This is a genomic window from Streptomyces sp. NPDC005483 (genome assembly GCF_040606035.1).
Taxonomy (GTDB): domain Bacteria; phylum Actinomycetota; class Actinomycetes; order Streptomycetales; family Streptomycetaceae; genus Streptomyces.
Map to the genome: position 1 here is coordinate 1 of NZ_JBEXEA010000046.1, position 20047 is coordinate 20047.

The window sequence follows — 20047 nt, forward strand, 5'->3', positions numbered from 1 at the left end:
GATCCGACCCCAAAAAATGAACGTTTCCGCAGGTCAGAGGCTTGCACAGGTGGGGCGGGTGGGACTCGAACCCACGGCCGACGGATTATGAGTCCGCTGCCCGGATGCCGCCCCTCGTGACACCTACTGTCAGCCTGTGCGAACCGGTGTCGAACAGTGCAGGTCACCGGCCCTTTCTGCACCCCCGGCACCCTGCCGTCGTGATGACTGGTGACGGCTTCTGTCGGGGACTTCCAGTGCGTACGGGCGAGTACGGGGCGAGCAGACACCCCTCGCGACCTGCGATGACGCGGCGCTCGCCCGGCACTCTACGCCGCCGCCTGGTCGTCGTCGCCGCCCTGCTCCCCCGGCCCGTCGTCCGTCGTCTCCCCAAGCTCCACAGCCTCGACGATGGAGGCCCGCCGAGCACGCGGGACCAGACCCGCCGCCTTCTCCGCGATCTCCCGGTCCGTCTCCTCCAGGAGCGCGGTGTACGTGTCCGACGTGAGCTGAATCGTCGAGTGCCGAAGCGTCGCCTTCACCGCGTGAATGTCGCCGCCACCCGCGTGCACGAGCGTCGCCGCGAGGTGCCGCAGGTCGCGGAGATTGATCGGCGGCAGCCCGGCCCGCTTCTGGATCCGGCGGAACTCGTCGCTGACCTTCTCTGGGTGCAGCCACGTCCCGTCGATGTCCGTGAAGACCTTCCCCGTATCGACCCAGTCCGCGACGTCCTTCCCCTTGCGCCGCTCCTCGACAGCGTGCCGGTTCCACGCGTCGCGCTCGGCGAGCTGCCGCGCGCGGTGCTCGCGCAGCACGCCGACGTTGAGGGAGTCGAGCGCGATCGTCGTCGCCGACTCCTCTGTCTTCGGGTCGTCCTCGAAGACCTCCCAGTTGTCGACGACGAGCGTCTTGGCTGGGGTGATGAGACCGGCGTCCAGGTCGACGTAGACCCACGGCTGCCCGACGCCCTCGCCGCGGCGCAGGCCACGGAACGCGATCAGATGGAAGAAGGCGTACAGCCGGCTCGACTCGGCCTCGTCGAGGAACATCCCGAGCTGCTCGGGTGTCCACACCATGACCGGGCTCGGCTTCTCGCCGGTCCGTCGCCAGTGGTCGACGTGCGTCGCTGTCCACAGCTTGGCCTGCGGCCGCTTCCCCGACTCCAGCTCGACCCATTCGGCCGGGTTGAACGTGATGAGCTGCTTCCGGATCGCGGCGTTCAGCGCCGCCCGGAGCGTCGCCCGGATCCGTTGCTTCGTCGCCGGTCCCGTTTCCTTCCGGTACGGGGGCATCACGGCGAGCCGCTCGCGCTCGACGGCCAAGCGCGCCGACACCTCCTGGGACGGGCGGCCGCCCTTCGTGCCGGGGCGCCACCGGCAGCGTGCTTCCTGCTCGCGCCGCTCGACGTTCTCGGCCCTGATGACCTCGTTCTGATCGTCGATCGCGTCGAAGAACGCCTGTGCGTGGCCGACGTTGAACCGGTCGAGCCGGTAGCGCCCGACGCCGGGCCCCAGGTGTACGCGGATGTGCGACTGGTAGCCGCTCGTCGTGCGCCGCTTCGTCTTCTTCGCCGCCGCCCACGAGTCGAGCCACTCCCCGACCGTCATATCGCTGTTCAGCGCGACGCCCCCAGCGAGCCGCCGCTTCACCTCGCCAACGTCGGGGATCGCCACGCGCTCGCGCATGACCTGCGCGAGCAAGTCGCTGACCTGATACCCGTAATGCTCGTCGTCGCCGGCGAGATCGAGGATCGCGCGGACCTTGTCGAGGTCGCCCTGTGCGTCCGTGACCTTGTCGTACCCGGTCCGGCGGAATGTGCGCCGTGTGCCGTCCGCTGCGGCGGGCAACTCCTGCCGTAACTGGTAGGTGCCGTGGTTGCGCTTCGCTAGCTGGGGGCAATCCTGCCCGAGCCGCTTACGGTCTTCCCCCCGGCACTCGCAGCGCCTTGTAATGCCGCCAGCACGTCGTGCCCCGGCCATGGTCCCTCCCTATGCGCTTGTCGGGTGCTCGCCCACACGGGTCGCGTCCACGCCCCGACAGGCCGCACACACGCTAAGTCGTCGTGTTGTGCCGTATCAACCAATCACGTAGCGTACTGCGCAGTGCTGCGCAGAAATGCGCAGTGATGAAAACCGGAGACGCACGGGGAGCTGCGCCATGACCGAAGACACAAGCCACGGAGCGGAAGCGCTGACCGTCGGCGACCTGCTCGCCCTCCCGGCGACCGTCAACGTCGAGACCGCCGGCCGCGCATTCGGTATCGGCCGCACCACGGCCTACCAGCTCGCGCGGACCGGCAAGTTCCCCTGCCAGGTCGTTCGGGCCGGTCGCGCCTTCCGCGTTGTCACCGCCGACCTCCGCCGCGTCCTCGGCGTCGAGCAGCCGAACGAGCAGGCACCAGCGGCCTGACGCCGACCACAGACCACTCTCCATCCCCCAACAGCGGGCCCGGCTCCTCCCCCCAGGCCGGGCCCGCTGGCATGCGTACTTCACGCGAAGGTCAGCCGGCACGCTGCCCAGTCGCGAGCCGCGGCAGTAAGCGCGGCGCGGTGAGGCATCGGGCGCGTACGCTCCCAGTCCTCCCACGCCGCGTAGACCGTGCGCGCGAAGACGGTCACCGTCGCAGGGTCGGCCGCACGATAGGTAGGAACCTGCGTGGCGATGTCCTCGGCCTGCTCCGGGGTGTGACCGGCCGCGATGAGCCGAGGAATCGTCAGCGCGGCGTCAGCCCATGCAGGAGCTGGGCATGCCAGGGCCCAGTCCAACAGCAGCAGCTCACCCTTGTCCGTCATCAGCATGTTGTGCGGGGACATGTCCGTGTGGGCCAGCGCTCGACCGTGCAGTCCAGGGGGCACGTCCTCGGGCAGAAACTCGGTCCACCTGGTGTGAAGCGGCTTCTTGCTCAGCATCTCGGGCCATGGCGCCTCGGACACGACGGTCAGGGCGTACACCAAGGGGGCGAGGTCATCGGAACCTGGCGCCAGGTCGGGGTACCGGCCCTCGATGTACTCATACCCGTACAGCGCCCATCCGCCAGCATCGACGTCCCACAGTGCGCGGGGGGCACATGGCGCATTCCGTGTGACCTGGAACTCGTGGCGGTAGACCCACGCCTGCGGATCGTCCCGGCGCGTGCCCTTGACGAACGTGTGGCCTCCTTGCGTGCGGACCGTGCAAGCCAGACGCGACATGACGCCGTGCGGTGCGGTGTCGGCCCGCTCCACTGGGCCCGTGCAGCGCTCAACGGCAGCTCGGGTTGCTGCTGGCAGTTCATGCCATGCGATGCGGTCCACCCGCGGCCTCCTGCGTTGATTGATCGAAACGGGAGGGCCCCCGGTCTGGCCACAGAGTGACACAGGCCGGAGGCCGCCGCTGGAACTAGGGATGGTTCGGGCTGTCCGAGCAGTTCGCGTGGCACTGCGAGCATTCCGCGAGATCCAGCTCTGGCCAGAACTCCATGTCGATCTCGAATCCGGCGAGGGTGATCGCGTCCACGGTCCGGGCCCGGAGTTCCTTGCCGCCCCCGTGCTCCTCACGGTCGAGGAAGCCGGGCTGGTGATCCAGGAACCTGCTGAAGTTCTCCTGGCAGAACTCCCGGTAGGCCTTGGTGTGGAGCAGGAACGCGTGCCAGAAGTCGTCCACCAGCGGCGAGGGGCTGAGCGGCCTGCCGCTGTAGTCGCAGGCCGCCAGGAAGGCGAGCATCTGGCCGATACCGCGGTCCGCCTTCTCTTCGGTCAGTTGAGGGAACTTGTCGCACATGTTGGCGACGAGGGTCTCCCGCATCTCGGAGCTGATCAGGCCCCGCGCGTCTGTCAGTGTGCGCTGCTGGGTCTCAGTCACGATTCGTGCCTCCTCGAGTTGGTGGCGCATGGTCTGATCCCTACGCTGCTGAGGCGCAGGGTCTGGCCCTCGTTCCCCGACCACCGTCCGGTCGGGGAACGAGGATCTTGCCCCTGCCGCCGAGGGGGGAGTTACACCCGGCGGCAGGGAGTTCATCGGATCCCGCGCAGTCGCTCCAGGTCCGAGACGTGTTTGCGGTACCAGGCGAGTTCGGCCCGCGCTGCATGGGCGTAGTGCCGCACGACGTCCTTGCCGAGCAGGCACTGGGCGATGGTGCTGTGCTCGAAGTGCTGGAGTGCCTCGGCCAGATCGGCGTAGAGGGGGATGGAGGCCCGGTCCTGGTAGGCGTCGCCGTCGCAGGCTGGCCGCAGCGACACTTTCTCCTCGATGCCGTGGGCCATCGCGGCGAGGTAGGCGGCCAGGGCGACGTACGCGTTGGCGTCGGCGCCGGCTAGGCGGACCTCCAGGTGGGTGCCGTCGCCGTGCCCCGTGACACGGATGGCGCAGCCGCGGTGATCGAATCCCCAGTTGTAGCGGACGGGGGCGAAAGAGTGCGGCTGGAAGCGCTTGTAGGAGTTGAGGGTGGGCGCATACAGCGGGGCCATGTGCGGCAGCGCGGAGAGCAGTCCCGCAACGGCCCGCAGCATCAGCGGCGGCAGCTCTTGTCCCCGGTGGTGGGCGAATCCCGGCTCGTCGCGCTCGGACCACAGCGACACGTGCAGGTGCAGTCCGCTGCCGGCACCGGTCTCGGGTGCGGCCATGAACACGGGGACCATGCCGCGCCGCCCGGCGATGTCGCGGATGAGGTGACGGAAGACTGCGTAGTCGTCGCATGCTTTCAGCGCCTCACCGTAGGCGAACGTCACCTCGGTTTGGCCTGCTGCGCTTTCCGTTTTGATCGCCTCGTGGACGATGCCGACGTCGCTCATCGCATCGGCCAGGTGGCGGAAGACGTCGCTGACTTGGGGCGGGTAGTGGAGGCCGTAGTCGAGATTTTCACCCCACACCGGTGTCCGGCCTGATGGCCCGTCCGTGTAGAGCGCGAACTCGCTCTCGACCCCCGCCTTCACCACGTAGCCCAGTTCGTGGAGCCGCTCGATCTGGGCTTCCAGCATGCGGCGGGGTGCCACCTCCACGGGAGTGCCGTCGTCGTGGACCGGCGTACCGAACACAAGGGCTGTGCCGGGCCGGTACGGCAGCATCCGCACGTTGTCCAGGTCCGGGGTGACGAGGAAGTCACCGAACCCCTGCTCCCAGCCGGTGAAGTCGAAGCCGTCGAGAGGTGTCATATCGACGTCGGTCGCCAGGACGTAGGAGCACATCTCCGCCCCGTCGGTCATCCGTTCCAGGAACACCGGGGCGTTGAAAGTCTTGCCGAGGAGCCGACCCTGGAGGTCCGGCACGGCCAGCATGATGTCGGTAACCGAGCGGTCCTTCAGCAGGCGCTGAAGCGTTTCCCGGGTCACCGGTCCTGTCGGCCACGGGGCGTCGGTGCGGTTGGTCTCTGCGTTCATCAGAAACCCTCACTGATCATGGCTTCGCCGGGCCGGGCCGCGCTGGCGGCGGTGAGCTGGTACTGCTGCTTGCCACGGGTCAGCCAGGTACCCCAGGCCAGCAGCAGCGCGGCCAGCAGGGTCACCCCGGCGTAGTTGAAGGAGTCGGCGGTGAACGGCGAGGACTGCGGCAGGCAGAACACGAGGGTGATGACCACGACGTAGACGACCGCGACGTACCCGACCGGCCGCCGCCACCGCCCCAGGCTCCACGGGCCGGGCCGGTAGTCGCGGCCCTTGACCAGGGCGAGGAGAACGGGGATGCCGTAGGCCGGCGTCATGCCGACCGCGTTGATCGCGGTGATCGCGCCATAGGCGGCAGGCGACCACAGGGCCGGCAGGGCAAGCACGAACGGCACGACGATGACGAACCACACCGCACGCGTGGGCGTCTTCGTACGGTCATTCACGATCCGCCAGCTCTGCCAGCCCGGCAGGGCCCTGCTGCGGGAGAAGGCGTAGACCATGCGGCTCGCCGCGGCGACCTCCGCGTTGCCGCAGAACAGCATCGCGACGATCACGACCAGGAGCAGCGCCTTGGCCCCGGATGCGCCGAGGACGTCGAGGAAGATCTGCGCGGGCGGCACACCAGTCGCGGAGTTCTGCGTAGCCGCGTAGCCCTGCATGGCGAACAGCAGCCCAGCCAGGAGCACGAACCCGGCCGCCCAGGAGACCCAGATGGAGCGGACGATGCCCTTGGGTGCGGAGGTCTGGGCGTCATTGGTCTCCTCGGCCACGTGGGCGGAGGCGTCGTAGCCGCAGAACGTGTAACCGGCCAACAACGAGCCAATGAGAAACACGTAGAAGGGGCTGGAGAAGCCGGAGTCGTTGTGGAAGTGCGTGAACACGAAGCTCGCCGACTGATGCTGGGCCGGGGCGATGGTGAGGGCGCCGACAATGACGGCCACGCCAAGCAGCTGCCACCACACGGATATCGAGTTCAGCACGGTGACCAGGCGAACCCCCGCCGAGTTCAGCAGCCCGTGCAGGAGCAGGATGCACCCGAAGATGGTCATCGTGGTGCCGTCCGTGGGGGTGATGCCCCACTGCATCTGCGCGAAGGCTCCGACGAAGGTGGCGGCCCCGTAGTCGATACCGGCGATCGCACCGAGCAGGCCCAGCAGGTTCAGCCACCCTGTCACCCAGCCCCAGCCGGCCCCGCCGAGCTTGTCGGCCATGAAGTACGGGCCGCCGCTGGTGGGGTAGGCGGAGACGACATCGGCCAGGGACAGGCCGACCAGCAGCGTCATGAAGCCGATGACGATCCACGTGCCGAGCATGACCACCGGGCCGCCGTGGCCCAGGCCGAACCCGAACAAGCTCATACCGCCGGCCAGGATGCAGATGACCGAGAAGCTGATCGCGAAGTTCCCGAAGGGCCCCATCTTGCGGGACAGCTCGGGTTTGATCCCGAGGGCAGCCAGGACGTCATCGTCACTGGCTGGTGCAGTCATGGCAGCGCTTCTGTGAGACACCAAAGATCCACTTTCAGGTGAAGAGGGGGAGACGGATGGGTCGGGAGCGCGTTGCGACCTGGCGGTGCCCGGCTGTGCGCCAGGCGCTGCTATCGCAAGACGGACGCGCGGATGCGGAGGAATGCGTCTGTCCAGTCCCGAGAGCGGCCGAGGCTGGCGTTGACGTCTTTCCAGGGCTGCGGCAGGGCGTAGGGGCCCATCGCCTTGAACACGCACGCGGCCCGCTCGTCCTCTCCGCAGGCCACCAGGGCATGAGCCAGATGGCTCAGATCGGAGATCGACAGCCACGGGTATTCCGTGGCCGGAAGAGGCGCGAACCATTCGTCGTAGGCCCGGCAGGCGAAGTGCCGCACCTGCGCGGTCTGCCAGAACTGGAGCGCTCCGCCCCTGCCGTCGCCGTGCCGCTCCCGGTAGAGGTCCAGGAGCGAGTACACAGGCAGCATGAGCAGCTCAGGATTCGACAGCCTGCCGGACACGAGCCAGGCCGAGAACTGCATGGCCGCCGCTGCCCCGCCGCCGCGGTACAGGAAGTACTCGCGCATGCGGTGATGGCCCTCCCGGTTGCCGGGGTGGAGCCGGTTGACCTCGTCCAGGAGCGGCCACGGCCCCCGGTAGTGCATGGCGGGATCGTCCAGCTGATCCCACGGAACCCGGCGCCTCTGTGCATAGGGATCGAAGTAGTTGGCCGAGTACGAGAGTTGGGTGAGGTGCAGGCGGCCGATCCACCGCACCGGACACTCCGGCCACAGCTGGTCCAGCCTCCGCCACTCCTGCTGGGCCAGGGCCGCAGCACGCCCCACCACCTGCTGACGCTCACCCTTGCGATAGGCCTCCACGGCCGCCCGGGTGAGCGCCCGCGCCCACATCATGCAGGCGTGCGGACTGTCTGGCTCCTCATCCCGCCATGCCTTGAAGACACCGGCCTCCCCCGCGCCGGCGGCGAGGAGCTGGCTGCGGCTCGTACGCAATGCCCAGTGCGAACCCGTCCGGTGCAACAGGTCACGGGCGGCCGAGTGGCGCCCCAGCTTTAGATCCTCCAGTGCTGCCCGCAGGTCTGTGTCCTCACCGATCGGGCTGACGATCAGGGTCATGTCACGTAAGGGCACTCGTGGTTCTCCGCGGCGTGTGGGGATGGCGCTGGTCGCTAACGAGTCAGGCATGGGGGCATCGGGGAGGGGGAGCGTGGGCGCAGCGGCAAAGGCATCGCCGTTCACAAGGCACCTACTTCAGCCAGCGCCGCCCGCCCGCGGTGGCACAGATCCCCCACCTCATCCATGTAGGTCAGGGCTCCGGGGGACTCCATCGGGACACACCAGTACGAGCGCCCGCGCGGCTCGGTGAGGTGGGTCGCCGGTACGCCGAGGAACGTGTCACGGCCGAGGCGCCCCACCTCGGGGAAGTCCCGTCCTCTCCACGGCCATCGCGTGGCCCCGCCTACCAGGGCGTAGTAAAGCTGCGCGTGGAGATCCATGAACACCGCGCCTCCACTGAAGAACCGGCGCAGGAAGTCGTCCACCTCGTTGAGGTCATCCGTCCTGGCCGCCGCCCACACCAGACGGGCGGGGATGCGCATAGCGGAGAGGACGCCGCCGCAGCACAGGAGCGCGATGCCCTGGTCAGCCCATTGGGAACGCGCCACTTCCCGGTCATCTGCGGCGGTCAGGAGCCACTGGGAGACGGCGAGTTGCCGCTCCTTAAGCATCACCACGGGTTCCCCCTCCACCTCGTCCGCCGCAGCTCGTTGCAGCTCTCCTTTCACCGGGCTACCTCCGCTCTCTCGTCACCGTGGAGCCTCGCCCTACGGCTGGGGAAGGCGTCCGCACATCCGAGGTAACCGCTTAACTACCTGGCGTTGACAGGTAATTGCGGGAGCGGTCTCTAAGCGACCAACCGGAAATTTTTACCTTCCGCCTCTGCCGTAGGCACGGATCGCTCTACCGTGAGGACATGACGGGTAACCCGCATCTGACCGCGCGCATTGAACGCGCTGGGCTGACACAAGGCGAGTTAGCAGACCGCCTAAACCAGCGAATCGGCGCCCTGACCGGCCAGTTAGGGAAGCTGACCGATCGCCACGTCAGGAACTGGGTGACCGGAAAAACCCGTTGGCCACAGACAAGACAGCGGCTCGTCCTCGAAGAAGAATTCGGTGTCACAGCGGAAGAACTGGGCTTCATCCCTCCCGCCGGACGAGAACGAGCACCATCGGAGGACCCTGTGCGGCGCCGCACCTTCACCACCGCTACGGCTTCCCTGACGGCTGCCGCCCTGCTTCCCTCCGCGCCGTCCAACGGCTCCCGCCGGGTCGGCATGAGCGACGCAGACCGCCTCGAACGCAACTTCGTGGAGCTCGTACACGACGACAACGAGACTGGCGCCAGCATCCGACTCGAAACCCGAGCCCTTGCCCACGCTCAGCACGCGCTCGACCTACAAGCCGTCGGCCAGGCAGCGACCCGGGTCCGGCAACGCCTGTACTACCTCGCTGCCGCATTCACCGGGACGGCACTCTGGGCAGCCGTTGACTCCCAGCAGCCTCAGCGTGCCCTGGGCCACCTCCATCAGGCGATGAAGCTGGCTGGCATGGCTGGAAGCAGCGAGATGCAGATGCGTTTGTGGGGACACGCGGCGCTTCTCTCGTATCAGGAACATCAGATGCACGACGCTCTGGCCGCAGCCGAAGCTGGGACCCGCGAGCACATCTGCCGACAGGACCCTCTATTCCGCTCTCTTGCAAGCGCCAGACTGGCAGGCATCCAGTCAGCGCTAGGGGAAGACACTCCGGCACGGCGCAGCCTGGCCGCGGCCGAGAAGGCGTACCAACGGGCCGACCTTGAGGATGAGCGCGCGGCCTGGATGGCGTTCTTCGACCGCGCGGAACTGGACGGTCTATCCGCTCTGGTCATGGGCCGGATGGGGCGGCACGCCGACAGCGAGGCCCACCTACACCGAACGCTGGCCCGCCTCCGTCCCGAGTACCGCCGTAACCGCACGTACTACGGGCTGAACCTCGCCCTGGCCCAACTCGCCCAGGGCGAAGCCGAGCAGGCATACGCAACAGCTCTAATGTATCTGCCTGCACCGGGGCAAAAGACGTCTGGGCGGACCGGCAAACTTCTGCAACAGTTCGACCAGGGGCTGACCCGCCTGGCCCCCGGTTCCCGCATCGCGGTCGAGTGGGCCGACCGCTACGCCGAAGGAGATCAAACACCGTGACGGTCGACGTAAAGCACTATGTCGCCGAGGACCTCCCCGAGATCCGGCAGCAGATCCTCGACACGCATGTCGAGGTCCGCCACCGCGACTTCGGCCTCACAGGCCCGTTCTACGACGTGGAGCGCTTTGACGAGCGCCTATCTGCGTACGCATCGCGCCCCGGATGGACAGCGGTACTCGGGTACGAGCACGGCGAGACCGTTGGCTTCTGCTTCGGCACGACCCTGGCACCAGACACCAAGTGGTGGAACAACATGCTCACCCCTCTGCCGACCGACGTCACCGCCGAAGATGGGAAGCGCACCGTCGCACTCAACGAAATCGTCGTGCGCAAGCAGTGGCGGGGACGAAGCGTCGCCTGGCAGCTCCACGAGGCCTGGCTGAGCCATCGGGCAGAGGAGCGCGTGACCCTGCTCGTCAACCCGGCGAATGGCGACGGCGCTGTCCAAGCCGTCTACGAGGCATGGGGCTACCGCAAGTTGGGGGACCAGAAGCCGTTTCCTGACTCGCCCGTCTTCTCGGTCATGCTGCGCTCCGTTAAGCAGGAGGATTGACTGCCGCCAGGTAAATGAGCGACAGCGCCCCTTGGTACGGTGCGCCGATGTCATCGATCAAACAGTTCCAAGTCACCTTTGACTGCGCGGAACCTGAGCGCCTCGCTCGCTTCTGGTGCGATTGAACGTAAACGACCACATCAGCCCTCTAGCCCCACCGTCGTGTCCATGATGGCTCACAAGCTGCCAGCCCTCCCTGCCATGTCGCTCAAGCGTCTGATCGACATCCGACCAGATGGAGTGGCCTTCCCGGGGACTGACGATCACGAACTTGTGCTCCCAATCTCCATGCCCCCCACTCTGCCTGGGCCGAGGCAGTCGCGTGCCCTGATGACCATGACCCAGGGTTGAATGACAAGCTCAGGAGCGGGGTTACGGCGTGGGACCGCTGCGCGACCACGGCTGACCGCCACGAACGCCGAACAGTCGGGGTACGGGCTCGGCAACACGCCTCGTCGGCGGCTGCCGCGGCTCGGCTAGGCGCGCCCGTGCAGGTACGCCGGCCTGGTGCCCCTGCTACTGGATCGTGGAGGGAGCAGCCGGGATGTGGGCCGTGGTGATCGTCATCGGGGTGCCAGTGACGGCGATGAGGTAAGCACCCGGGCCGTGGCTGCCCGGCAGCGCGCGGAACCCTCCCGCGGGTTTCACGTGGTACTCGGCGGAGGCGTGCGGGGCGCTGCGGCTTGGGTGGCCGCCGCCCGGGTCCTGGCCCAGGCGCCTCGCCTGATCCTCGCCGACGAACCCACCGGCCGCCTCGACCGCGCCACCGGCGCCCGCGTCCTGGACGCCCTGCTGACGGCCGCCGGCCACACCGGTGCTGCGCTCGTCGTCACCACCCACGATCCGGCCGTCGCCGCCCGGCTCACCGTCCGGCGCATCATGCGCGACGGACGGCTGCTCGCCCCCGAGGAGGTGTCATGATCACCGCATGGGCTCGCGGGCTGGCCCGCCACCGGCGCGGCCCGTCGGCCAATGTTGCCTTCACCGACGACGAGCACCTCGAGCACAGCCTCCGCCGCGGCTTACGCCATATCCAGCTCCGGCCTGACCTCATCGACGGGTGCTTGGCCGGCACCAGACTGACCCTCACTCAGCAGCCGACAACAACCCGAGAAGTTCAGTAGGGGCCACGGCACGACCGAGGACCGCTGCTGCGGCTACGAAGCCACACCGACGTCGAGATCCTCGGAACGGTCGCCCACCCCCGGCTTCTTCGCGTATGTGACGCTCAAGTGACCTCGGTAACAAGTGAGTCAAGTACTTGTGGAAGGTCCGTAAGTGCCGGTTAAGGTACTTCAAAGTACTTGAAGGTGACATCGATCCGTTAGGCGTACAGATGTATGCCATAACGGACCCGAGAGTCCCAATGCGCCGAGAGGCGGCCCGCGTCACTGGAGACGCGAGCCGCACGCGCTGGGGGCGGGCCGGGGACCCGCCGTTCTCGTGACGCCATCGAACATCTGCGCCATTTCTGGGGGGCATTCCTTGAGATATCTGTCCGTAGTCATCCCTGCCCTGAACGAGGCTGAGAACCTGCCGACGGTCATGGCATCCATCCCGCGCCGAGATCTGGCAGAAGCGGGCTGGGAAGTCGAGGTCATCGTCGTCGACAACGCCTCCACCGACAACACCGCTGAGGTGGCCCGATCGTTGGGCGCCAAGGTCGTGTCGCAGTCCCTGCGGGGCTACGGCAATGCCTACCAGGCCGGGTTCAACGCGGCCGGCGGAGACGTCATTGCCACGGGTGACGCCGACTGTACGTACCCGTTCGACGCTCTGCCGCACCTGCTGCACATCATGGATGCCCGGAACGTAGAGTTCATGACCACGAACCGGCTCGGCATCGAGAACCGGGAGGCGATGAAGCCTTCCCACACAGTTGCCAACCATGCGCTCAGCGCGCTGAGCCGGGTCCTGTTCCGCAACGGTCTGCGCGACTCGCAGTCGGGCATGTGGATCTTCCAGCGCCATGTGTGGCAGGCGATCGACGTCCGCTCGCCCGGCATGGCCTTCTCACAGGAGATAAAGAACGCGGCGACCCGGGCCGGCTTCCGCTGCCTGGAAGTACCCATCGAGTACCGGGTACGCGGCGGTCAGGTCAAGCTGAACGCGCTGCCCGACGGGGTCGCCAACTTCCGCCAGCTGTTCGAGCACAAACTCCGGGACAATCGTCTCCGGACGGCCCCCGCACGGATGGTCCCGCTGGCGGAAGTGGCCCGCGCCAATGCCGCTGCGGAGCGGGCCGCCGATGCCGCAGAGCGGGCCGCGTCCGCCGCGGAGCAGCTCAGCTTCAAGGTGACGCCCCTGTCGGAGCGAGGCTCCGCGCTGGACGAGGTCGATGCCGACACCCCGCGTCAGGCCGAGCGGTACGTTGGGGAGGAGTTCGACACTACTGCGGCGCTGTCCGCCGAGTTCGGGTCGTCAGAGGTGGACGAGTTGAACGCCGAGACGGCTCTGCCTTCCCTGCCGGCGCCGCGCACCGCCAATGGGGCATCCCTGGAAATGGCGTGACCACGACGCCGTACGGTCCCGAGCCGGACCGGTGGGCTGCGACGGATGACGGGGCTGTGCAGGCCGTCGACCGTGAGCTGGGCCGCCGGTCCCGCTCGGCCGCGCAGGGGTGGCGGGAGCGCGGGGACGGGCCCTTCCGGGGCTTTGCTGTCCGCATCGCCGTCGTGCTTGTGCTGCTGGGACTGTGCGGCGCCGCCTGGTCCGTTCCGGCTTTCCGATCCGTGCTGCGGGATTCCTTCACGGAACGTCAGCAGTCGTACATCGAGCTGTCCTTCGGCAAGGACCCGTGGTTCGACGGCAACGAACTCGTCGTACCGCTGCAGTTCGTCGAACACGGTGACAGTGGTGGCCGACACACCGTCAAAGCCTGGGTCCAGGACGCCGAGGGCCGTCGGCTGGACACCGGTACAGACACGGTGACCACCAAGCCGGGCGCCCTGATCGCCGTCGACGTCCGGCTGCGTCTGAAGGGTAAGGGGAAGAGCCGTGCGGACCTGGTCGACGTGACGCTGCCGGGACATCCGCAGCACCTCCGGGTGCATCTGCGCTGACGGGGCCCTCGTCCGCCCCCCCCCTGCACGCGTCCGCCCTGCCGAGCCGCACCATCCACCCGGGAAGCTTCATGCGCACCGTCGTCCAGATCACCCCCTACTATCCGCCGCACCTGGGCGGTCTTGAGCGCGTCGTCTCCAACCTCGCGCGGGAGCAGGCCAAGCAGCACGACGTGCGCGTCCTGACCACCGCGCTGGGGGCGGAAGGCGCGCCACGCACCGCCCGGGAGGACGGTGTCCTGGTGCACCGGCACCGGGCCGTGGAGCTGGCTCACACCGCCGTCGCCCCGGGCCTGGCCACGCGCCTCGTCAGGGTGCCTCGCGACGCCGTGCTGCATCTGCACTGTGCGCACGCCCTGCTGCCCGAGATGGTCGCTCTGGCCACCCGGCTGCGCGGCACCCGCTTCGTGCTGCACTTCCACCTCGACGTCGACGCCTCCGGCCCGCTCGGCGCCCTCCTGCCGCACTACAAGGAGCATATTTTCGGCCGGGTGCTGCGCTCCGCGGCCGGGGTCATCGCGCTGACCGCCGCGCAGGCGGCCTTTCTCACCCAGACCTATCGGGTGCCGGCCGAACGCGTCCACATCGTGCCCAACGGTGTGGGTGACGCCTACTTCATGCCGGTACGCGAGATGGGACCGGGGCGGATGAACCTGCTGTACGTCGGTCGGCTCGGCGCCCAGAAGAACGTAGCGCGGCTGCTGGACGCCATGCACCTGACCCGGCGCGACGTGCGGCTGCGGATCGTCGGAGACGGAGAGCTGCGCGGGCGGCTGCAGGAACAGGCCGCTCGGCTGGGGCTGCGGAACGTGGAGTTCAGCGGGGGGCTGCTCGGCGAGGACCTGGTGAAGGCGTACGCCGACGCCGACGCGTTCGTGCTGCCTTCCGACAAGGAGGGAATGCCGCTGGTCGTCCTGGAGGCCATGGCCGCCGGACTGCCGGTCGTCGCCACCGACGTGCCTGGCACCCGGGAACTGGTCCAGGACACGGGGCTGCTGGCCGCACCCGAACCGGCCGCCCTCGCTACCGCCATTGACGCTGTCGCCGGCGATCTCGAGCTCAGAGCCCGGCTGGCCCGCGCCAGTGCAGAGCGTTCTCGGAACTATTCCTGGGACACGGTCGCGCGCCTCGTCGACGACGTCTACGCCAAGGCGGGACTGTGACGACGAAAGACACGACCCTGGCCCTGCGCGTCACCGGCCCCGAACCGCAACACCAGGGCGGCCAGGTACCCCCCGCACAGACGAGCCGGGCCGATGGGCCCCGACGCCCCCTGGTCAGCCGTCGTTTGGCATTCCTGCTCAGCCTAGCCCCGGCGAGCGTCGTCGAACTGCTGCCCCATTCGCCCGGCGCGCTGCACACTCTCGCCGGGCTGTGGCTGCTGTTCGGTGCTCCCCTGCTGCTGTGGCGGCGCGTCGCCACCCGCATCGTGACCAGCGGAACGGCGGCGCTGCTGCTCTCCGTCGGGTTCACGGTCATGACGGACATCGTCGTCGCGCTCACCGTGAACACCGCGCTGCCGCCACTCGGCGTCGGCCGTCCGTTGACGCAGCTGATCCTGACGCTCGCCACAGCCTGCGCGGTGATCGCACTCGGGGTGCTCGCCCCAGAACCGAAACGCCCCGAGAGAGCCCGAAGGGAGGCGTGGTACACCGCCCGCGGCCTCAGGCCGGTCGCTGGGCTCGGTGGCCTCGCCGTCGTCCTCTCCGTCGCCGGGCCCATCCGACTCAACAACGGCCTGGGCGGCGCGGTCAGCACCGTAGCAACGGTCGTCGTTGCCGCCCTGATCGTCCTGCTCCTGCTGCGCCGGAGCCGCTACCCAGTCCCCGTCCTGGAGTTCGGCCTGTACTGCGCGTCGGCCGCACTGCTGCTGCTCACCTCGCTGCGCGGGCAGTACATCACCGGCCACGACATCCAGAAGGAGTTCCTCTACTTCCGGCTCGCCCTGGGCGGCGAGCACTGGGACATCAGCACCTACACCGACCCGTACAACGCCTGTCTGAGCATCACTCTGCTGCCGGTAAGTGTCTTCCAGCTCACCGCGCTCTCCGACACCGCGATCTTCAAGGTCGTCCTGCCGCTGCTGTTTGCACTCACCCCGGTGCTCGTGCACCGCGCGGTGCGCAATGTGGCGCCGCGCATTGTCGCGCTGATGTCGGCCGTGTACTTCATCGTGTTCCCGACGTTCTTCACGGACATGCCGTATCTCGGCCGCCAGGAGATCGCCTTCCTGCTCCTCGGCTGTGCCATGGTGGTCCTGACCGACTCCCGCGGGCCGCTGCTGCTGCGCCGGATCGTGTTCGTGGTGCTCCTGGCGGGCATCGTGCTGTCGCACTACTCCACGACCTACGTCGTGGTCGGCACCCTCGCGGTCTCCTTCTGCCTCGACAAGGTATGGCGGCTGGTGTCCCGGCGCGGCCGCGGGCGCGCGCGGCGCAGGCGCCGCGAGGACCGGATGCTGTCCTTCCTCACCTGGTGGATGGTGGCCGTGCCCGCGGTGCTCGCCCTGCTGTGGTCGGGCCCGGTCACCCACACTGGCGGCCAGGCCGAACGCACACTCCGGGCGGTGGCATCGGCAGTAGTGGGCGGCCAGTCGGAGTCCGGTTCCTCGGATACCGCGTACAGCATCCTCGGTGGCGCCAAGGTGCCACCCGCCGAGCGGCTGAAGGAGTACAAGGCCGACCTGCTCAAGCAGACGGCGGCCGAGCGGGCAGAGGGCAACTACCTGCCTCTGAAGGAGATCGACGGCCTGTCCACGCCGGTGGTCGAGGTTCCGACTATGAAGCTGACGTCCGTCGGGCGAGCCCTGGGCGCCGTCGGGATCAGCGTGTCCGGACTCAACGGTGGGCTCAGACAGGCGGCCGCGCTGTTCTTCCAGGTGATGGTGATGGTCGGGTTTGCGGTGGCGCTCTGGGCGCGACGCAGCGCGTTCCGGCCTCTGCGCGACCAGGTCACCATCGCCGCCGGTGCCTGGTGCATGGTCGCGGTCTTCACCCTCGTACCGCAGCTGTCGGTCGACTACAGCCTGCTGCGAGCCTTCCAGCAGGGGCTGTTCTTCTTTGCGCCATTCCTGGCCACCGGCACGCTGTGGGTACTGCGCTGGGCGGGCCGACGCAGTGTGCCGCTGGCCTGCGCGTTGCTGGCCGGGCTGCTGCTGGACCTGTCCGGGGTCGTGCCCAAAGCACTGGGCGGCTATCCGGCCCAGGTGCAGCTGTCGAACTCTGGTCAGTACTACGCCATTTACTATCCCCACGCGGAGGAGCGAAGGGCCGCGCTCTGGCTCGACGCACGGCTCAAGAAGGACGGCACCGGGCTGGTGCAGACCGACCGCTTCAGCTACAGCCGCCTACAGGCGCTGATCACGTACCCCACCATCGCCGACGTCCACCCGGCGGCCCTTCGCACCGACTCCTACGTACTGCTGGGTACCACGCCCACGCGCACCGACCAGGTGACCGTCTTCTACGGCGGCGACCTGATCACGTACAAGTACCCGATGAAGGTGCTGGACTCCAGGGATCTGATCTACAGCAACGGGGGAGCGGTGATCTACCGATGAGCACGCGAGCGTTGAGAGTTCTCCTGGTCTGCCACTACTACCCGCCGCATGTCGGCGGCATCGAGAACGTCGTACGCCACGAGGCCGAGGGCCTGGCCGCCCAAGGCGCCGACGTCACCGTCGTCACTAGCGCCGACCGTTCGTCCGTCCGCGTCGAGCACGGCGTGCGGGTGGTGCGTGTGGCTGCCTGGAACGGCACCGAACGCAGGGCCGGCGTGCCCTTCCCGATGTTCTCACCCGCCCTGGTCTCCGCCGCACTGCGCTGGGCGCGCCACGCCGACGCGGTGCACATCCACGACTGCCTCTACCTCAGCTCGTGGGCAGTCGGCCTGGCCGCGAAGCTGACCCGCACGCCGTACGTCCTCACCCAGCACGTGGCCGTCGTCGACCACCCGTCCGGCCTCGTCCGGGTCGTACAGCGCATGGTGTACGGCGTGGCCGGCCGGGCCCTGCTGCGCTCAGCCCGCGCGGTGTTCACGCTGAACGCCACAGTTGCCGGGTTCGTCCTCACGTACGGCGCACGGGAGGGAAGGGCGCACCACCTGGCCAACGGCGTAGACACCGAGCGGTTCCGCCCCGCCGCCTCCGCCACCGAACGGGCGCTCGCCCGCGAGCGGTTCGGACTGCCGGCCGACCGGGTCCTCGTCCTGTTCGTGGGCCGACTCGTCCCCAAGAAGGGATACGACCTGCTGCTCGCGGCACACACTCCCGACGCCAGCTACGACCTGGTGTTCTCCGGGAGCGGGGACGCCGAGGCCCTGGCCGGCCGGCCAGGTGTCCACCACCTGGGCGCGCTGGATCCGGAGGCCGTCGCCGAGGCGTACCGGGCCTGCGACGTGTTCGCGCTGCCCTCGACCGCAGAGGGGTTCCCGCTCACCGTCCAGGAGGCCATGGCTTCCGGGCTGCCTGTGGTCACCACCGACGACCCGGGATACGCCCCCTACGACCTCGACCGCGACCACGTGTCCTTGCTGCCGCGCGAGGTGGCCGTACTCGCCGCCGAACTGCGCGCACTGGCTGCGGACCCGGAGCGTCGGGCCCGCATGGGGGCGTACTCCCGGGCCTATGCGGAGAAGGCATTTGCCTGGGACGAGCACGTGCAGGCCCTGGTGGCGCACTACCGCGGTGAACGCCGATGACCGACGTCGTGAGTACCGCCCCGGCCGCACGCGAACGCGGTCGGCACCGCCGTGCCGGGGACCGGATCTACCGCAGCTCGTTCTTCCTGCTCGTTTCCACCGTGGTCACCGCTGGCCTGAGCTTCGTGTTCTGGGTCGTGGTCGCCCGGTTCTACACCCCCGCCCAGGTCGGACTCGCCACCTCGCTGATCTCCGCGACCTCGCTGCTGGCCACCTTCAGCCTGCTCGGCCTCAACAACACGCTTGTCCGCTTCCCGGCGGAGCGCGAGGCGCGCAACGCGCAGATCAGCCAGGCGATGGTGCTGGTGACGGTTGTGGGGTGTCTGGCGGGGGCGATCTACCTCATCGGTCTGCCGTTGTACGGCGCCAAGTTGACGTTCATACGCGACAACTGGCTGACGGCTGCTGCCTTCGCTGGTTTCTGCGGCTGCGCGGCGGCAAGCATGCTGGTTAAGTCGGTCTTCACCGCGGCCCGCATCCCCGAGTACAACGTCCTGATCGACGGGCTGACCCAGGGCGCCAGCAAGGTCGCCGTGCCGGCAGTCCTCACCGGGCTCGGTGTCTTCGGCATCGTCGCCTCGGCCGGAGTGGGCTATGCGGTGACGGTCGTGGTCGCCGTACTGGTGCTCAGGCGCCGCCTCGGTTTCCGGGTCGACCTGCGCACCCGCGGCACCCGGCTGCGCGAGAAGTTCCGCTTCTCCATGGCCAGCCATGTCTCCAACCTGATCAACCTGGCGCCGGTGCTGGCCACCCCGCTGATCGTGCTGCATCACCTGGGGGCCGCGCAGACCGGCTACTACTTCGTGGCCTTCCAGATCGCGGCCATGCTGAACGCCGTCTCCACCGCCGTGGGCGAGGCCGTCTTCGCGGAGGTCTCGCACGAGCAGGCACGGTTCCGAGAGCTGATGCTGCGCTCGGCGCGAATCATCGCGGCCGTGCAGGTGCCCGCCGCCGCGGCCGTGGTCCTCGGCGGCGGACTTCTGCTGCGCGTGTTCGGCGGTGGGTACACCGAGAACGCGCGCCCCCTGCTGACCGTGCTGGCCGTCGCAGCCCTGCCGGTCGCCCTGAACACGTGGGCCTGCTTCGCGCTCAAACTCGCCCAGCACATGCGGGAGTTGATCGCCGCCAACACCATCATGGCCGTGCTCTCCATCGGTCTGGGCTCCTACGTCGCGGACCGCGGGCTGGTATGGATCGGCTACTCGTGGGCCGTGGGCAATGCCGTCGCCGGTGTGTTCGCCACGGCGAGCCTCGTCCGGCGCTCGCGCGGTTCGTCGTCCCCGCCGACTGCGAGCGCCCCCGCAGCACCGGATCCCGAGGGCGCGCCGCAGGCCCCTACCGCCGAGCCCCGGCCAACCGGTCCCGGCCAAGCGCATCCGGCAGGGCACCGTGCCTGGTACCCAGCCGAACACGATGGGCCGAACCCGACGGTGCCCGGTGACCTGTACAGGATCGGGCTGGACTATCCGTATGCGGCGACCGCCGATCCCGATGAGTACCCGCACGGCCCGTATGCGGATCCCTCCGATTCCTATGCGGCCGACATCGTGGATCCCCACGCCTATGCGCCGGACCGCGTCGGCCCCTACCCATCCGGCCCCGCCGATCCCCGCGCGGCCGCCGCTTCCTTCCCCATACAGAGACCCAGTTCCGAGAGGTCCGCCCCTTGA

The 20047-nt window shown here is 68.5% G+C and carries 16 protein-coding genes, 1 tRNA gene and 3 pseudogenes; 12 read left to right on the forward strand and 8 right to left on the reverse strand.

Annotated features, from left to right (window positions below; all coding sequences use genetic code 11):
• Positions 1 to 50: 50 nt before the first annotated feature.
• A tRNA-OTHER gene (locus ABZT06_RS44275) sits at positions 51 to 114 on the reverse strand.
• Between the two features lie 194 nt (positions 115 to 308).
• A complete protein-coding gene (locus ABZT06_RS44280; RefSeq protein ID WP_355754141.1) occupies positions 309 to 1958 on the reverse strand; it encodes a site-specific integrase in 1650 nt (549 codons plus the stop codon).
• A 178-nt stretch (positions 1959 to 2136) separates the two neighbouring features.
• Here ABZT06_RS44280 and ABZT06_RS44285 point away from each other — a divergent pair, with 178 nt between their 5' ends.
• Positions 2137 to 2388: a DNA-binding protein gene (locus tag ABZT06_RS44285; RefSeq protein WP_355754143.1), complete on the forward strand. Its 252-nt coding sequence runs from the start codon at positions 2137 to 2139 to the stop codon at positions 2386 to 2388.
• Positions 2389 to 2468: 80 nt separating this feature from the next.
• On the opposite strand, the gene ABZT06_RS44290 is transcribed toward ABZT06_RS44285, so the two are convergent.
• The 6 genes from ABZT06_RS44290 to ABZT06_RS44315 form a co-directional block, all read right to left on the reverse strand.
• Positions 2469 to 3272, reverse strand: a complete 804-nt coding sequence (locus ABZT06_RS44290) for a phosphotransferase (RefSeq protein WP_355754145.1) — start codon at positions 3270 to 3272, stop codon at positions 2469 to 2471.
• Between the two features lie 85 nt (positions 3273 to 3357).
• Entirely contained in the window at positions 3358 to 3819 is a 462-nt protein-coding gene (locus ABZT06_RS44295) for a hypothetical protein (RefSeq protein ID WP_355754147.1), read from the reverse strand.
• A gap of 152 nt (positions 3820 to 3971) precedes the next feature.
• Positions 3972 to 5333, reverse strand: coding sequence for a glutamine synthetase family protein (locus ABZT06_RS44300; protein WP_355754149.1), 1362 nt, complete (start codon positions 5331 to 5333; stop codon positions 3972 to 3974).
• Positions 5333 to 6826, reverse strand: a complete 1494-nt coding sequence (locus ABZT06_RS44305; RefSeq protein WP_355754152.1) for an amino acid permease — start codon at positions 6824 to 6826, stop codon at positions 5333 to 5335. The genes ABZT06_RS44300 and ABZT06_RS44305 overlap by 1 nt, the downstream gene beginning before the upstream one ends.
• 110 nt (positions 6827 to 6936) lie before the next feature.
• Positions 6937 to 7938 (reverse strand): hypothetical protein, encoded by a 1002-nt coding sequence (locus tag ABZT06_RS44310; RefSeq protein WP_355754154.1) that lies wholly within the window; start codon positions 7936 to 7938, stop codon positions 6937 to 6939.
• Positions 7939 to 8057: 119 nt separating this feature from the next.
• On the reverse strand, positions 8058 to 8555 hold the full coding sequence (locus ABZT06_RS44315) for a hypothetical protein (protein ID WP_355754156.1): 498 nt from the start codon (positions 8553 to 8555) through the stop codon (positions 8058 to 8060).
• A gap of 239 nt (positions 8556 to 8794) precedes the next feature.
• Here ABZT06_RS44315 and ABZT06_RS44320 point away from each other — a divergent pair, with 239 nt between their 5' ends.
• The 11 genes and pseudogenes from ABZT06_RS44320 (at position 8795) to ABZT06_RS44370 (ending at position 20047) form a co-directional block, all read left to right on the forward strand.
• Positions 8795 to 10063 carry a hypothetical protein gene (locus ABZT06_RS44320; protein ID WP_355754158.1) on the forward strand — a complete coding sequence of 423 codons (1269 nt, stop codon included), beginning with the start codon at positions 8795 to 8797 and terminating at the stop codon, positions 10061 to 10063.
• On the forward strand, positions 10060 to 10617 hold the full coding sequence (locus ABZT06_RS44325) for a GNAT family N-acetyltransferase (protein WP_355754160.1): 558 nt from the start codon (positions 10060 to 10062) through the stop codon (positions 10615 to 10617). Before ABZT06_RS44320 ends, ABZT06_RS44325 begins: the two co-directional genes overlap by 4 nt.
• 47 nt (positions 10618 to 10664) lie before the next feature.
• A pseudogene (locus tag ABZT06_RS44330) lies at positions 10665 to 10739 on the forward strand (VOC family protein); the annotation flags it as partial.
• Between the two features lie 565 nt (positions 10740 to 11304).
• A pseudogene (locus ABZT06_RS44335) lies at positions 11305 to 11538 on the forward strand (ABC transporter ATP-binding protein); the annotation flags it as partial.
• A 32-nt stretch (positions 11539 to 11570) separates the two neighbouring features.
• Positions 11571 to 11741 (forward strand): annotated as a pseudogene (locus tag ABZT06_RS44340) (IS630 family transposase); the annotation flags it as partial.
• A 361-nt stretch (positions 11742 to 12102) separates the two neighbouring features.
• Entirely contained in the window at positions 12103 to 13128 is a 1026-nt protein-coding gene (locus ABZT06_RS44345) for a glycosyltransferase family 2 protein (RefSeq protein WP_355754162.1), read from the forward strand.
• Positions 13125 to 13679: a hypothetical protein gene (locus ABZT06_RS44350; protein ID WP_355754164.1), complete on the forward strand. Its 555-nt coding sequence runs from the start codon at positions 13125 to 13127 to the stop codon at positions 13677 to 13679. The genes ABZT06_RS44345 and ABZT06_RS44350 overlap by 4 nt, the downstream gene beginning before the upstream one ends.
• Positions 13680 to 13750: 71 nt before the next feature.
• Entirely contained in the window at positions 13751 to 14842 is a 1092-nt protein-coding gene (locus tag ABZT06_RS44355; RefSeq protein ID WP_355754167.1) for a glycosyltransferase family 4 protein, read from the forward strand.
• Positions 14839 to 17238 (forward strand): DUF2206 domain-containing protein, encoded by a 2400-nt coding sequence (locus tag ABZT06_RS44360; RefSeq protein ID WP_355754169.1) that lies wholly within the window; start codon positions 14839 to 14841, stop codon positions 17236 to 17238. Before ABZT06_RS44355 ends, ABZT06_RS44360 begins: the two co-directional genes overlap by 4 nt.
• Positions 17235 to 18377 carry a glycosyltransferase family 4 protein gene (locus ABZT06_RS44365; RefSeq protein ID WP_355754170.1) on the forward strand — a complete coding sequence of 381 codons (1143 nt, stop codon included), beginning with the start codon at positions 17235 to 17237 and terminating at the stop codon, positions 18375 to 18377. The genes ABZT06_RS44360 and ABZT06_RS44365 overlap by 4 nt, the downstream gene beginning before the upstream one ends.
• Complete coding sequence (locus ABZT06_RS44370) at positions 18374 to 20047, forward strand: oligosaccharide flippase family protein (protein ID WP_355754173.1); 1674 nt, start codon at positions 18374 to 18376, stop codon at positions 20045 to 20047. The genes ABZT06_RS44365 and ABZT06_RS44370 overlap by 4 nt, the downstream gene beginning before the upstream one ends.